General features: G+C 36.9%; 12 protein-coding genes. 3 read left to right on the top strand and 9 right to left on the bottom strand.

What is annotated here, in order from left to right:
* The 3 genes from N0B16_RS13765 to N0B16_RS13755 form a co-directional block, all read left to right on the top strand.
* On the top strand, window positions 1-1,015 hold a 1,015-nt coding region (locus N0B16_RS13765), incomplete at its 5' end, for an RHS repeat domain-containing protein (RefSeq protein ID WP_303647461.1).
* Window positions 1,012-1,467, top strand: coding sequence for a hypothetical protein (locus N0B16_RS13760; protein WP_262991518.1), 456 nt, complete (start codon window positions 1,012-1,014; stop codon window positions 1,465-1,467). The genes N0B16_RS13765 and N0B16_RS13760, both read left to right, overlap by 4 nt.
* Before the next feature lie 8 nt (window positions 1,468-1,475).
* Window positions 1,476-1,883 carry a hypothetical protein gene (locus tag N0B16_RS13755; protein ID WP_262991517.1) on the top strand — a complete coding sequence of 136 codons (408 nt, stop codon included), beginning with the start codon at window positions 1,476-1,478 and terminating at the stop codon, window positions 1,881-1,883.
* A gap of 299 nt (window positions 1,884-2,182) precedes the next feature.
* Here N0B16_RS13755 and N0B16_RS13750 read toward each other — a convergent pair whose 3' ends face one another.
* From N0B16_RS13750 to rpoB, 9 genes are all read right to left on the bottom strand, one after another.
* A complete protein-coding gene (locus tag N0B16_RS13750; RefSeq protein WP_262991516.1) occupies window positions 2,183-2,950 on the bottom strand; it encodes a T9SS type A sorting domain-containing protein in 768 nt (255 codons plus the stop codon).
* A 2-nt stretch (window positions 2,951-2,952) separates the two neighbouring features.
* Window positions 2,953-3,480 (bottom strand): ankyrin repeat domain-containing protein, encoded by a 528-nt coding sequence (locus N0B16_RS13745; RefSeq protein ID WP_262991515.1) that lies wholly within the window; start codon window positions 3,478-3,480, stop codon window positions 2,953-2,955.
* Complete coding sequence (locus N0B16_RS13740; protein ID WP_262991514.1) at window positions 3,477-4,022, bottom strand: YceI family protein; 546 nt, start codon at window positions 4,020-4,022, stop codon at window positions 3,477-3,479. Before N0B16_RS13740 ends, N0B16_RS13745 begins: the two co-directional genes overlap by 4 nt.
* A 12-nt stretch (window positions 4,023-4,034) precedes the next feature.
* Window positions 4,035-4,382 (bottom strand): c-type cytochrome, encoded by a 348-nt coding sequence (locus N0B16_RS13735; RefSeq protein WP_262991513.1) that lies wholly within the window; start codon window positions 4,380-4,382, stop codon window positions 4,035-4,037.
* Between the two features lies 1 nt (window position 4,383).
* Entirely contained in the window at window positions 4,384-5,226 is an 843-nt protein-coding gene (locus tag N0B16_RS13730) for a DUF5777 family beta-barrel protein (RefSeq protein WP_262991512.1), read from the bottom strand.
* A gap of 123 nt (window positions 5,227-5,349) precedes the next feature.
* Window positions 5,350-6,006 (bottom strand): Crp/Fnr family transcriptional regulator, encoded by a 657-nt coding sequence (locus tag N0B16_RS13725; protein ID WP_262991511.1) that lies wholly within the window; start codon window positions 6,004-6,006, stop codon window positions 5,350-5,352.
* Window positions 6,007-6,177: 171 nt separating this feature from the next.
* Entirely contained in the window at window positions 6,178-6,486 is a 309-nt protein-coding gene (locus N0B16_RS13720; RefSeq protein WP_262991510.1) for a DUF3467 domain-containing protein, read from the bottom strand.
* Between the two features lie 87 nt (window positions 6,487-6,573).
* Complete coding sequence (gene rpoC / locus N0B16_RS13715) at window positions 6,574-10,839, bottom strand: DNA-directed RNA polymerase subunit beta' (RefSeq protein WP_262991509.1); 4,266 nt, start codon at window positions 10,837-10,839, stop codon at window positions 6,574-6,576.
* A 111-nt stretch (window positions 10,840-10,950) separates the two neighbouring features.
* The gene (rpoB, locus tag N0B16_RS13710) at window positions 10,951-14,772 is read right to left on the bottom strand and encodes a DNA-directed RNA polymerase subunit beta (RefSeq protein ID WP_262991508.1); all 3,822 of its coding nucleotides are present in this window, start codon (window positions 14,770-14,772) and stop codon (window positions 10,951-10,953) included.
* Between the last annotated feature and the right edge of the window lie 441 nt (window positions 14,773-15,213).

Raw genomic sequence — 15,213 nt, 5'->3', positions numbered from 1 at the left:
AAATGTAAGGCTCAGTTATTTTAAAAATGCAAACAGCAGCGCAGAAGTTCTTGAAGAAAATAATTATTATCCGTTTGGGTTGAAGCATGAAGGATACAACGCAAATGGTGGAAACCCTGCGTATAAATACGGTTTCCAAGGACAGGAGAAGCAGGACGAAACCGGTTGGAACTCTTTTAAATGGAGAAATTATGATCCATCAATCGGGAGATTCTTTAATATTGATCCTTTAAGTGAAAAGTATGCTTATAATAGTACTTATGCGTTTCAAGAGAATAAATTAGGATTGGGTGTGGAATTAGAAGGCCTTGAATTATTAGAAAATCATACCGGTTTTTTTGCTATTCAGGGTAATGCAATGAGAGTTGTTCGAGCCCCTGCTTCACAAATAAGTAATGGAAAAGCAACCTTCACAGCTGGAGATATTGGACTGACTACAAAAGGATATAATCCCGGTGGCGCAAGAATATCCGATGGCTCATCAGGTTTAAGGTTAAACTCGTATAAGTATAGCGGTCCTACACCAAACGGAGCGACAATGGAAAATGTACAGGAAACTCCGGAAAGTATGGACAGCCAAAAATTTACCACCACAAAAAGAGGTTTGGAAATGACCAACAAAATGATAAAAAATTATGACAAACTAAATGCAGCAGCAGGAGGAGCACAAGAACTATTAGCTTTGATTGATTTAGGTGTTAATATTTCAGATACTTTTAAAAGTAACAAGAATTATGTAAATGCAACGAATGATGTTCAACTGATAAACTCTCAGGCTAAAACAATGGATAGAGCTATTGAATTTGTTGATTCCAGCGGAATTAAAATGACAACACAGACAAGAAATGATGTAATTAATTATGTTTTTGATGGAACTGTTCCTAATCCCGGAGCCGGATTGATGCCGAATTCCTTAATTATATCTAACGGGACAAAAATTTTAAGAAATAATAAACTCCCTATACGTCCACTAAATGAGCAAATAAATGCTAACAAAAAAATTCTACCACAATGAAAATAATTAAATGCATCTCAATAATTTTAATTTTATTAAATATAAGCTGTTGTGTAAATCAGAAACAAAAAGATGAAGAACAAATCAAGAATACAGTAAGAGAATATTGGAAAGCTATTAAAACAAATGATTTACAATTATATAATAATTTAATTTTTGAAGCAAAAAATTTTCCTGGAGTTACAATGGGAGATCTAGGCTTTTTACATGATCATTATAAGATTCTAAATCTTGACAAAGTATTACAAGAAAATATTAAAATAAAAGATACCATAGGACTTTCTCCAGATACGAAAATGAAATATGTTCAATATATATTTAAAAAGAAAAATGATTCTAATAATTTAAAAAAACCATTAAAAATAACGTTAATGTTTTATAAACCTATAGGACTTAATAAGATATATGATCCAGTAATTTTAGAAAACCATATTGGTTGGGATAAAGAATAATTGTACTAATGAAAGCCATTAAATGTATCTCAATAGTTTTAATTTTATTAAGTATAAGCTGTTGTGTAAATCAGAAACAAAAAGATGAAGAACAAATCAAAGCAACAGTTCAAAACTTTTGGATTACAGTTCAAAATGATGATGAAGAAAATTATTTAAAATTAGTAGACGGCAGTGAAGAATATAGACTTGCAATGTTAAATCAACTACATTATCTCAATAGAAATTATAATAAAATTAAAAGCAATATAGAATCTAAAGAAACTAAAATAGTCAATACAAATGAATTGGGAGAATCTAAAAAATGTGTAGAATATCTATTTATAAAATCTAATTCTACAGTAGAACCATTAAGTGTAAAATTGTTCTTTTATAAACCAGTAGGTTATAACAGGATATTTAATGTTCAAATTTAGGTAATATGCCTGAATGGGAAAAGTAAAATTTAAGTGGTGAAAGTAGTTAAATATATTTGCTAATATTGGCTTCATTACCCGCTGCGCAAAGTTTGTGACTTTGAGTTGATAAAGCAATCACATTTTTATAAAAGTCCTTAAATTTTTAGTGGTGAGTATTTCAATAATTTTAAAGACGGTGCTTTATCTTCCTCATAGAACTATTACATAGGTTCCATTTGTTCGAGCGTTTATTATCTTCTATAATCTCTTTAGGAATTATACTTTCATAAATAAAGCCACTTTTCAGTGGCTTCTATTTATTCTTTAATCAGTTTTTCAAAAGATAAAGTTCCGTCTTTTTGCGTAATCTCAAAATAATAGGTTCCGGATTTCAGATCAGAAACACTGATGTTTTCACCTTTTAAAGCTACCGATTTTACTTTTCTGCCTGAAGATTCGTAAATATCTACCGATTTTATTTTATCTGCATTTTTGAAATTCACGGTTTCTTTTGCTGGATTGGGATACAGCATAGTATACTTTTTGGCTACATCAGGTATATTGGTTTCACTAGTCGCCAATGCACTGTCAAAACTCATCGGAAGAGTTGCATATCCTCTGTTGGAAGCACCATGATAAGAAAGATTCATGGTTGAATTTCCTCTCGCACAGAAAATTTCTAAATTTCCTGCTGCATTAGGAATCGGAGTATCACCTGCACTTCCGGAAAGGCTTCTTGTCGCTACAATTGTTCTTGTACTTCCAACAACTGCATTTGCAGTAATCGTCCAATCCTGTATTGCATCCGCAGAAGGCGTAACGCCGATACCATTAAAGGTATAATCTGTCGTTGTCGCTGAATTGTATATAAATCCGTCTGCTCCACTTGCCATACCGCTGCTTCCGGCTCCAAGACCTAAAAAGGAATTGCTGGGACCAGAAAGTGTTATTCTCACAATAGAGGGTGTTGTTTCTATTTTTACAGAAACTCCTGTAGTTCCTACCGGAAATAATCCGCCTGAACTGTATTGTGCTCCGACAGTGGTAGCCAAAGCTAAGCTTGAAATGAGTAATAGTTTTTTCATATTTAATTTTTTAATAGATTGATAATTTCTTTGTTATTCGTTTGTAGTGCATATTCAAAAGGCGTCATTCCCTGAGAATCTTTAATGGATTTATCAGCTTTGTGCTTTAATAATAATTCGATAAGCTCTTTATTTCCAAATTTCACGGCCCAGAATAAGGGAGTAGATCCTGTAGCATCTGCAATATTCGGATCAGCATTTTTTTCCAGTAAATAAGTCGTAAGATCTTTGTTATATTTCACGGCAAGTCCTGCCAATGCAGTTCCTTCCTGGCTTTTGTAATTCACATCTTTCACATGATCCATCAGAAATTTGGCGACCTCTGTATTCCCCCTGTAGCAGGCAAGAATAAGCGGCGAAAAGCCCCCTTCATTGGTCTGATTAATGACATCCGGATTTTTTTTCATCATGTTTTTTAGCTCTTCTACCGTGCCGCTTCTGGCGACATCAAAGACCGTTTTCATCTTTTCCTGAGCGGTAATTAAAGAAAAGCTCAGAAAAAGCAGTCCTATAAAAATAATTTTTTTCATTGTTTTACAAGCGTATAATTGTATTCTACATTGACGTTTTCAGCCACTTTTTTCATGACCATTTTTGGGATCGTTACTTTAAAATCCGCAGATTTGGCAACGAAATTTCCTTTCATCACTATTTTGCCGTCTTTGGCAAAAACGGTTGCCGTTGAAGAAACATTTCGATCGACCCCGTGAAAGTTTAAAACTCCCTGAACGGTATATTTCTGAGGATTGGCGGTAAGCTTGGTTTTATCAAAGTTTACGATCTTTCCTTTAAAAGTTGCTTTCGGGTATTTTGCGGTTTCAGCATAGCTTTCGTTAAAATGCTCTTCCATCAGTTTTACCTTAAAATGGAAATTTTTTACCATGGATACAGAAGCCATTTCGCCGGTATCTGCATTAAGGATCACTGTATTATTATCATCCTGGGCAAATACATCTTCAAATAAAGGTACAGATGCCTCAATGGTCACTTTTCCTGTTTTTGAACTGTATTTCTGGGCAAAAGTCAGACTTCCGCATAGCGTTAAAGCTAGTATTACGACTACATTTTTCATTTTTGCAATTTTTTAGTTTTCTGTGAGCCCATCGGCTTTCCATTTAATGAAAATATTGATCTGCGATGGTGATAATGAACTTCCCTGCGGCATTTTCTGCGGGTCACCATTAGGACGCTGCAGCCTGTTGAGAATATTATCAATATTATTTTTTACCTGTGTGTAATCTGTCAGCGGAAATGCTCCGGAACCGCCTACAGCATGACAAGGCATACAGTTGGCATCAACGATCGGTCTGATATCTTTGGCGTACGTCACCTCATCCGGAATGGGGGTATTGTCTGAAATTTCCTCATACGTCCTGCTTTCGCAAGAGGTAAGAAATAGAACCGGGATTAATGTATAGATTAATTTTTTCATCTTAAAATACTCTGTAAAGATTAAACCCAAAGAAAATCTGTCCTTTCTCCCACTTCCCGGCTGCATTGGTAAGATACCCAATATCAGAATTCAGCTGTGAGTTGCTGAATAAAAGCTGGAAAACATGCCCTCCCGTTTCTATATCCATGCCTACTGACAGAGGGTTTTTATAGAAACTGTGATTGTCAAAATTCACAAAATACTCGGCATTGATCGAGATTCTTTTTGAAATTTTGTACCGTCCGCCCAATCCTGCCAAAAATTGGTTTTTGTCTTCAATCATAGGCTCATAAAGGTTTTTATGAACATAAGATGGAGACAGCTGTAAAGAAAACTGATCATTGAATCTTCTGGAGATCAATGCCTGTGTGAGATAAGAAAGCCGGTCACCAAACTGAAGGTTCGGATAATTATCTTTATCAAGATCTGTGTTTAAAGCCATCACATTGTAACCCACAATGTCTAAGGGAAAATTTTCATTTTGTTTTAAAAGTTTATACTTTGCTCCGAATTCAAAGGTTTTCATGTTGGTTTCTCTTGACAAACTTAACGATAAGCCATCGGTAACCCCATAAATCACTCCTAATTTTGTAGAAGCGTCATCAAGTCCGAAAAAATTTTTAAACCCTTCACTTACATCACCAAATCGATGTGCAATCACAATGTACCACTCTTTTTTTGCCGTGAGTTTGGTAGATTGGCCTGTAACGATCTGTAATGCTTTAAAAGCGGGTGGAGAACTTGATGCTGTTGTAGAAACGGTGTCAATATCCTTCAGCAAATCTTCCTGTGAATAGGCAAAAATTGAGAAAAATACCGACAAAAATAAGAGAGTTTTTGCCATATAATTTTAGTTAAAAATAATACAACAAACTTATAGAGTTATCCTTTTAAAAATGGGTGACAAAAGTCACCAGACAAATTGTTTTTATCAATTAAAATTCTAAAAGCATTAAAACATTATAAATTAGACATGACTAACATTATTGCTAACCAGGATTTTAATACCCTCTCTGTTTTGGGAAATTTCGCCTTCGTTTTCTATTTTTTTCAGGACGCGGCTTACCACTTCCCGTGATGTTCCTAAATGCGTGGCAATTTCGCGGTGGGTAATTTTGATGGGATGATTTCCTGTTACATTGATCTGATGTTTGATATAATTCAGGATTCTTTTATCCAGACGGTGAAACACAGCTTCATTTACCATGTTCATGAGTTCGGAAAACCTGTTGTCGTATTCCTGGTAGAAAATCCTGTTGATACCTGGAAAACGAATCAGCCAATTGTGCATTACAGAAACCGGGATCTGTAAAACATCAGAATCTTCTTCTGCAACGACATAAACCTTGCTGATATAGTCATTAAAAATAGTTGAAAATGTCATAAGACAGCTTTCATTTGGCCTTACATAATAATAGATCAGCTCTCTTCCATCATTCAATGAATATACTTTCACCGAACCTTTTAATACAAATAAAACATATTTCGTTTTCTGTCCTTCTCTGAGAATTTCAGTTTTTGATTTTATGGTTTCGGTATATGCAAATTTTTCGATCTCACTGATCAGATCATTTCCTAAAAACCCGAATTTATTAAAGATAAGCTGTTTATTCAAAGCATTCATTGCATCAGATTAAAATCCAAAGATATAAAATTGAACCTTCTATTATGAATTTTTTTCATCAAAATTAATTTTAATAGGGTATAATTTGCGTGTACAGATTATTCCCAGACTTTACGACAAAAAAAATACCCCAATTACTTGAGGTATTTTTTATATATCTTAAAAAAAATATTAAGCTTGAACATTATTTTGTCCTAATACAAACGGCTCAACTTCTTTGATTTCTCCGAATTGCTGCTCGTAATTGGTAATGTTTTGCTGAAGCGCAGATAAAACTCTTTTTGCGTGAAGTGGTGCAAGAATAACTCTTGAACGTACATTCGCCTGCTGTACACCCGGCATAAGCTGGATGAAATCCACTACAAACTCAGATGGAGAATGGTTTACTAAAGCTAAGTTACAATATACTCCAGACGCTACCATTTCGTTTAGCTGGATGTTGATGTTGTTTGGATCGTTGTTTTGATTTTGATTGTCCATGTTTTTATTTAAAATTATTTAGATTTAAATTATAGACCACGAATATAAATCATTTAAAATTTATATCCGTAATCTATAAATAAAATATTAGTTAATATCTTCGAATTCTTTCTTAGAACCTACGATAACACTTTGATATTCTTTAAGACCTGTACCTGCAGGAATTCTGTGTCCTACAATTACATTTTCCTTAAGACCGTTCAGGCTGTCAACTTTACCGGCAACTGCCGCTTCGTTAAGAACTTTCGTAGTTTCCTGGAATGATGCTGCAGACATGAATGACTTGGTCTGAAGAGCTGCTCTTGTAATCCCTTGCAATACAGGCGTTGCTGTTGCAGGAAGTGCTTCTCTTACTTCAACCAAAGCCTGATCCTCACGTTTCAGCTTAGAATTTTCGTCTCTCAATTCTCTTGCAGTAATCATCTGACCCGGTTTGAATTCTTTAGAATCTCCAGCTTCTGTTACTACTTTAAGACCGAATACTCTGTTGTTTTCTTCCAAGAAATCATATTTATGCTCAAGAGCGCCTTCAAGGAACTGAGTATCACCTCCATCAACAATAGATACTTTTGTCATCATTTGTCTTACAATGATTTCGAAATGCTTATCGTCAATTTTTACCCCTTGCAAACGGTATACCTCCTGAATTTCATTTACCAAATATTCCTGAACCGCAGTTGGGCCTTTGATTCTTAAGATATCGTCCGGAGTGATAGACCCGTCAGAAAGTGGTGAACCCGCTCTCACGAAGTCATTTTCCTGTACCAGAATCTGGTTGGATAATTTAACCAAATAAATTTTTCTTTCCCCGGTTTTTGCCTCAACGATCAATTCTCGGTTACCTCTTTTGATTTTTCCGTAAGAAACTACCCCATCGATTTCTGTAACCACCGCCGGGTTGGAAGGGTTTCTTGCTTCGAATAATTCGGTAACTCTCGGAAGACCTCCGGTGATATCTCCTGCTTTTGCAGATTTTCTCGGGATCTTGATTAAAACTTTACCAGCCTTAATTTTTTCACCATCATTTACCATTAAGTGGGCTCCTACCGGTAAGTTGTATCCTTTTTGTTCAACACCTTTAGAATCTACCACTTTCAAAGTAGGTACGGCTTTCTTATTTCTGGATTCAGAGATTACTTTCTCTTCAAATCCTGTCTGCTCGTCAATCTCCAGCTGGAATGAAATACCCTGAATAATATCTTCGTATTCTACTTTACCCGCTGTTTCAGCGATAATTACCGCGTTGTAAGGGTCCCATTTTGCAATAAGATCTCCTTTCTTCACTTTATCTCCTGATTTTACAACCAATTGAGAACCGTAAGGTACATTGGCAATCATCAACGGTGTTCTCACGCCGTTATCTGCAACCAATCTGAATTCTGTCGTACGGGAAACCACTACTTCTGCAGTATTTCCGTTTTCATCTTCAGAAGTAATCGTTCTTACTTCATCCAATTCTACGATACCATCTCTTCTGGCAACAATAGACGGATTTTCTGAAACGTTGGTAGAAACACCCCCTTGGTGGAAGGTTCTCAATGTTAACTGAGTTCCCGGTTCCCCAATAGACTGTGCTGCAATTACCCCTACTGCTTCACCCATATGGATTTTCTTACCGGTTGCCAGGTTTCTACCGTAGCATTTGGCGCAAATTCCTTTTTTGGTTTCACAGGTTAATGGTGAACGCACTTCAACCGCTTCGATTCCTGTTGCTTCGATTCTTTTTGCTAATGCCTCATCAATAATCTGATCTGCATCGGCAATCAAATCATCTGATTCCGGATCATAGATATTATGAAGAGATACTCTACCTAAGATTCTTTCAGAGATTTTTTCAACGATCTCATCATTTTTCTTAAGTGCCGTAACTTCTGTTCCTCTTAAAGTACCACAATCGGCTTCTGTAATGATCACATCCTGAGCAACATCTACCAATCTTCTCGTTAAGTATCCTGCATCGGCAGTCTTAAGAGCGGTATCTGCAAGACCTTTACGGGCACCGTGAGTAGAGATAAAGTACTCAAGGATCGAAAGACCTTCTTTAAAGTTGGCCAAAATCGGGTTTTCAATAATTTCCGCACCGGTAGAACCTGCTTTTTGCGGTTTTGCCATCAAACCTCTCATTCCTGATAACTGACGGATCTGTTCTTTAGAACCCCTTGCACCAGAATCAAGCATCATGTATACTGAGTTGAACCCACCTTGATCGGTTTTCATTCTACCCATGATCATTTCAGTTAATCCGGCGTTGGTATTTGTCCAAACGTCAATTACCTGGTTGTATCTTTCTGTGTCTGTAATAAGACCCATGTTATAGTTGGCTCTAATTTCGTCAACCGTTTCAATCGCTGAAGCAACCATCTGCTTTTTCTCAACAGGAACAACAATATCCCCTAATGAGAAAGAAAGACCACCTTTGAATGCGTTTGAATATCCTAAATCTTTCATTGCATCCAGGAACTTCACTGTTGTAGGGAAGTCTGTATCTGCAAGAATTTTACCGATCACGTTTCTTAATGATTTCTTCGTTAAAAGCTCATTAATATATCCTGACTGTTTAGGAACGATCTGGTTGAATAAAATTCTACCTACTGAAGTTTCAGTTAATCTTATAACCAATTCTCCGTTTTCTTTTACCGGTACTCTACATCTTACTTTAGCATTCAGAGAAACTCTTCCTTCTGCGTAAGCGATTTCCGCTTCTTCCGGAGAGTAAAATGCTAAACCTTCTCCTAAAACTTTCATATCATCGGTAGAGCTTAATTCTTTAGTCATAAAATAAAGACCAAGAACCATGTCCTGAGATGGTACCGTAATTGGAGAACCGTTTGCAGGGTTCAGGATATTCTGAGAGCCTAACATCAGCAACTGAGCTTCCAAAATCGCTTCCGGGCCCAACGGTAAATGCACCGCCATCTGGTCACCATCGAAATCGGCATTGAAGGCCGTCGTTACCAACGGGTGAAGCTGAATTGCTTTCCCTTCAATCATTTTAGGCTGGAAAGCCTGAATACCCAATCTGTGAAGCGTAGGTGCTCTGTTTAATAAAACAGGGTGACCTTTCATCACGTTTTCAAGGATATCATATACGACAGGTTCTTTTCTGTCAATAATTCTCTTTGCAGATTTTACTGTTTTTACAATTCCTCTTTCGATCAGTTTTCTGATGATAAACGGTTTGTATAATTCCGCTGCCATATCTTTAGGAATACCACATTCATGAAGCTGTAAGTTTGGACCTACAACAATTACCGAACGCGCTGAGTAATCTACCCTTTTTCCTAATAAGTTCTGACGGAAACGACCCTGCTTTCCTTTCAATGAATCTGAAAGTGATTTTAAAGGTCTGTTTGATTCAGATTTTACAGCAGAAGATTTTCTTGTATTATCGAATAATGAATCTACTGATTCCTGAAGCATACGCTTCTCGTTTCTCAAGATTACTTCCGGAGCTTTGATCTCCAATAATCTCTTCAAACGGTTGTTTCTGATGATCACTCTTCTGTAAAGGTCATTCAGATCGGAAGTAGCGAAACGTCCTCCATCCAACGGAACCAATGGTCTTAATTCTGGCGGGATTACAGGAAGTACACGCATAATCATCCACTCCGGTCTGTTGATCATTCTTGTATTGGCACCTCTCAATGCTTCTACGACGTTCAATCTTTTCAGAGCTTCAGTTCTTCTTTGTTTTGAACCTTCGTTGTGCGCTTTGTGTCTTAAATCGAAAGACAAAGCATCAAGATCAATTCTTTTCAGCAATTCTTCAACAGCTTCAGCACCCATTTTGGCGATGAATTTGTTGGGATCTGCATCATCAAGATATTGGTTTTCTACAGGAAGAGTTTCCATGATATCAAGATACTCTTCTTCTGTAAGGAATTCTTTATCGTCAAAATCAGAACCATCCAATTTCTTAGCGATACCCTGTTGAATCACAACATATCTCTCGTAATAGATGATCATATCTAATTTCTTGGAAGGAATCCCTAAAAGATAACCGATTTTGTTTGGCAAAGAACGGAAATACCAAATGTGCGCGATAGGAACAACCAAGCCAATATGCCCAATTCTTTCTCTACGTACTTTTTTCTCCGTAACCTCTACTCCACAACGGTCACAAACGATCCCTTTGTAACGAATTCTCTTGTATTTTCCACAAGCACATTCGTAATCTTTTACAGGACCGAAGATTTTTTCGCAGAACAACCCGTCTCTTTCAGGCTTGTGCGTTCTGTAGTTAATAGTTTCCGGTTTTAAGACTTCTCCTCTGGAATCCTGAAGAATGGATTCCGGTGAAGCTAAACCGATGGTTATTTTATTAAATCTACTTGATTTATTTTTATTTGACATAATTTAATTTTTGATTAAAAGATTAAAAGATTGAAAGATTTAAAATTACTTTCGCTCTTATCATCTCGGAGTTCATTAATGTTTTAATTTTTAATAATTAAATCTTTTAATTTACTCCTCCAATCTTACGTCTAATCCAAGACCCTGTAACTCATGAAGTAATACGTTGAACGATTCAGGAATACCCGGTTCAGGCATTGCTTCACCTTTTGCAATCGCTTCATAAGTTTTTGCTCTACCAATCACGTCATCCGACTTCACCGTCAAGATTTCTCTCAGGATATTGGATGCTCCGAATGCTTCAAGAGCCCAAACCTCCATCTCTCCGAATCTCTGACCTCCGAACTGAGCTTTACCTCCCAATGGTTGCTGCGTAATCAATGAGTAAGGCCCGATAGAACGTGCGTGCATTTTATCATCAACCATGTGTCCTAACTTCAGCATATAAATAATACCTACTGTTGCCGGCTGTGTAAATCTCTCTCCTGTTCCACCATCATAAAGATATGTGTGACCGAATTTCGGAAGACCTGCTTTCTCAGTATATTCTGTAATCTGATCAAGCGTTGCGCCATCAAAGATTGGTGTCGCAAACGTCATCCCTAATTTCTGACCAGCCCATCCTAGAACGGTTTCATAAATCTGACCGATGTTCATACGGGAAGGTACCCCAAGTGGATTCAATACGATATCTACCGGTGTTCCGTCTTCTAAGAATGGCATGTCTTCTTCACGAACGATTCTGGAAACAATCCCTTTGTTACCGTGACGACCCGCCATTTTATCTCCTACATTCAGCTTACGTTTTTTAGCGATGTAAACTTTAGCCAACTTCATAATTCCTGCAGGAAGCTCATCCCCGATAGAAATTGCGAATTTCTCACGGTTTTTAACTCCTTGGATATCGTTGAATTTGATTTTATAGTTGTGAATCAATTGTTTGATCAATTCATTCTTATCGTTATCAACCGTCCAGTCTGCACCGCTTACGTTAACATAATCTTCTACTGAAGTCAATAATTTGTGAGTGAATTTTACTCCTTTACCGATAATTTCTTCATCTAAGTCATTCGTAACTCCCTGAGAAGTTTTACCGCTGACCAGGGTATTTAATTTTTCGATTAAAGTGTTTCTCAACTCGTCAAACTTAGCTTTATAAGTATTTTCAATCTCTTCAAGCTTTAGTTTTTCTTCAGTTCTTTTCTTTTTATCTTTAATGTTTCTTGAGAACAATTTTTTGTTGATTACCACCCCTCTTAATGAAGAATCTGCTTTCAATGAAGCATCTTTTACATCACCGGCTTTATCACCAAAAATTGCTCTTAGAAGTTTCTCTTCAGGAGTAGGATCAGATTCCCCTTTTGGAGTAATCTTACCGATCATGATATCTCCAGGCTTCACTTCTGCACCAATTCTGATCATTCCGTTTTCGTCAAGATCTTTGGTAGCTTCTTCTGAAACGTTCGGAATATCTGCGGTCAGTTCTTCCATCCCTAGTTTGGTATCACGAACTTCAAGAGAATATTCATCAACGTGGATTGAAGTAAACCAGTCTTCACGTACTACTTTTTCGTTGATTACGATCGCATCCTCAAAGTTATATCCTTTCCAAGGCATGAAGGCAACTACCAAGTTTCTACCTAAAGCCAATTCTCCGTTTTCAGTAGCATATCCGTCGCAAAGCACCTGTCCTTTTTCCACTGTTTCACCTACTCTTACGTTTGGTCTCAGGGTAATGGTTGTACTTTGGTTGGTTTTTCTAAACTTCGTTAAATTATATGTTTTTGTAGCAGATTCGAATGATACTAAATCTTCGTCATCGCTTCTTTCATATTTAATGGTAATCTTATCAGCATCTACGTATTCTACCACACCTATACCTTCAGCATTGATCAAGATTCTTGAATCTTTTGCTACCTGCTGTTCCAGACCTGTACCTACGATTGGAGCTTGTGGCTTCAATAAAGGAACCGCCTGACGCATCATGTTGGATCCCATCAATGCACGGTTTGCATCATCATGTTCCAGGAAAGGAATCAATGAAGCTGAAATACCGGAAATCTGGTTTGGCGCCACGTCGATCAATTTAACCTGAGAAGGCTCTACTACAGGATAATCTCCATCTAATCTGGCAATGATCCTGTCTGTTAAGAATTCTCCGTTATCATTTAATTCTACGTTTGCCTGAGCAATTACTTTATCTTCTTCGTCTTCTGCATTCAGATAAATAGGATCAGCATGTAAATCTACCTTACTGTTTTCTACTTTTCTGTATGGTGTTTCGATGAACCCTAAAGTATTGATTTTAGCATATATTCCTAAAGAAGAGATCAAACCGATGTTTGGCCCTTCCGGAGTTTCAATCGGGCAAATTCTTCCGTAGTGGGTATGGTGAACGTCACGTACCTCAAAACCTGCTCTTTCTCTTGATAAACCTCCAGGTCCTAGTGCAGAAAGCCTACGCTTGTGCGTGATTTCTGACAATGGGTTGGTTTGGTCCATAAACTGAGAAAGCTGGTTGGTTCCAAAGAATGAGTTGATTACTGATGTTAACGTTTTCGCATTAACAAGATCGAGCGGAGTAAAGATTTCGTTATCTCTAACGTTCATTCTCTCTTTAATCGTTCTTGCAATTCTTGAAAGACCTACCCCGAACTGTCCTGCCAACTGCTCACCAACGGTTTTGATTCTTCTGTTTGACAAGTGGTCAATATCATCAACCTCCGCTTTAGAGTTTACCAATTCGATCAAGTGTCTTACAATCGCAATGATATCTTCTTTGGTAAGAACCTCAGTTGTCGTCGGGATGTTTAGACCTAATTTTTTGTTTAGTCTGTAACGTCCTACTTCTCCTAATGAATATCTCTGTTCAGAGAAGAATAATTTTTCAATGATTCCTCTTGCTGTTTCCTCATCGGGTGGATCTGCATTTCTTAACTGACGGTAAATATATTCTACCGCTTCTTTTTCAGAGTTGGTAGGGTCTTTTTGTAACGTATTCTGAATGATAGAGAATTCGTTGCTGTTTTCTTTGTGAATCAGGATCGATTTCACACCTGCATCCAAGATAAGATCTAAATGCTCTTTTTCCAGAATTGTTTCTCTGTCTAAGATAATTTCGTTTCTTTCAATAGAAACTACCTCTCCTGTATCTTCGTCTACGAAATCTTCGAACCAGGTGTTCAATACTCTCGCAGCCAAAGTTCTGCCTTCTACTTTTTTAAGGGCCGCTTTAGAAACTTTCACTTCTTCTGCAAGGTCAAAGATCTGAAGGATGTCTTTATCAGATTCGAAACCGATTGCTCTTAGTAATGTCGTTAAAGGTAATTTTTTCTTACGGTCGATATACGCGTACATCACGCTGTTGATATCTGTTGTAAATTCCATCCAAGATCCTTTGAAAGGGATAATTCTTGAATAGTACAATTTGGTTCCGTTTGCGTGGTACGTCTGTCCGAAGAATACCCCCGGAGATCTGTGTAACTGAGTTACAATAACACGCTCTGCTCCATTAATGATAAATGAACCAGACGGAGTCATATAAGGAACCGGACCTAAATACACATCTTGTACAACTGTCTGAAAATCTTCATGTTCAGGGTCTGTACAGTAGAGTTTAAGCCTGGCTTTCAGAGGTACGGAATACGTTAATCCTCTTTCCACACATTCGTCGATCGAATACCGTGGAGAATCTACCAGATAATCTAAGAATTCCAAAACGAATTGGTTTCTAGAATCGGTAATTGGAAAGTTTTCCTGGAAGGTTTTGTGCAAACCTTCTTTCTTTCTGTCTTCGGGAAGCGTATCCAGCTGGAAAAAATCTTTAAATGACTCTAACTGGATATCCAGGAAGTCAGGAGTAATGATTTTTCCTTTAGCTGTCGAGAAATTCACTCTCTCGTTTCCCTTAGTGATTGCTGTTGTTTTACTCATAAAACTTTTAAGAAAGGGTTAAAAAATATTTTGATTTTACAAAAAAATATCAGAAAAAAGACTGAAGATAAGTAGGCAAGATAAAGACATTTGATGTTTGGCGCTATCAGAAGTAGTCTTTATGCTTAATTCTTTATTCTAAACTCTAATTTCTAACTGCAACACTGGTATATCTTTTCACAGTGTAGTGCAAAATATTTCTAATGGGTTCTTTTGACGAAAATATTTGTAATTCTGTATAACACGAAATCTCCTCCACTATGATGAAAGAGTTGATTTACAATATATTACTGATTTATAAACAATTATTAGCGCCAAAAGAACTGCAAATATACTAATTTTCAGAAGATTGCGCAAGTATATAATTTAAAAATCTTTAAATACAAACTTATCTTAAGAGGTTGCAATTACTAACTAGAAACCTATACTGAGTTCCAAATC

Origin of the sequence: Chryseobacterium gilvum, from assembly GCF_025628965.1 — a bacterium.
Taxonomy (GTDB): Bacteria; Bacteroidota; Bacteroidia; order Flavobacteriales; family Weeksellaceae; genus Chryseobacterium; species Chryseobacterium gilvum.
Note: the sequence above shows the minus strand (reverse complement) of the source record. Positions and strands in the feature narration are given on the sequence as shown.

Bases quoted from the DNA above. Each gene is read 5' to 3' on its own strand.
- N0B16_RS13760 (WP_262991518.1), top strand. From the start codon at position 1,012: ATGAAAATAATTAAATGCATCTCAATAATTTTAATTTTATTAAATATA.
- N0B16_RS13755 (WP_262991517.1), top strand. From the start codon at position 1,476: ATGAAAGCCATTAAATGTATCTCAATAGTTTTAATTTTATTAAGTATA.
- N0B16_RS13750 (WP_262991516.1), bottom strand. From the start codon at position 2,950: ATGAAAAAACTATTACTCATTTCAAGCTTAGCTTTGGCTACCACTGTC.
- N0B16_RS13745 (WP_262991515.1), bottom strand. From the start codon at position 3,480: ATGAAAAAAATTATTTTTATAGGACTGCTTTTTCTGAGCTTTTCTTTA.
- N0B16_RS13740 (WP_262991514.1), bottom strand. From the start codon at position 4,022: ATGAAAAATGTAGTCGTAATACTAGCTTTAACGCTATGCGGAAGTCTG.
- N0B16_RS13735 (WP_262991513.1), bottom strand. From the start codon at position 4,382: ATGAAAAAATTAATCTATACATTAATCCCGGTTCTATTTCTTACCTCT.
- N0B16_RS13730 (WP_262991512.1), bottom strand. From the start codon at position 5,226: ATGGCAAAAACTCTCTTATTTTTGTCGGTATTTTTCTCAATTTTTGCC.
- N0B16_RS13725 (WP_262991511.1), bottom strand. From the start codon at position 6,006: ATGAATGCTTTGAATAAACAGCTTATCTTTAATAAATTCGGGTTTTTA.
- N0B16_RS13720 (WP_262991510.1), bottom strand. From the start codon at position 6,486: ATGGACAATCAAAATCAAAACAACGATCCAAACAACATCAACATCCAG.
- rpoC (WP_262991509.1), bottom strand. From the start codon at position 10,839: ATGTCAAATAAAAATAAATCAAGTAGATTTAATAAAATAACCATCGGT.
- rpoB (WP_262991508.1), bottom strand. From the start codon at position 14,772: ATGAGTAAAACAACAGCAATCACTAAGGGAAACGAGAGAGTGAATTTC.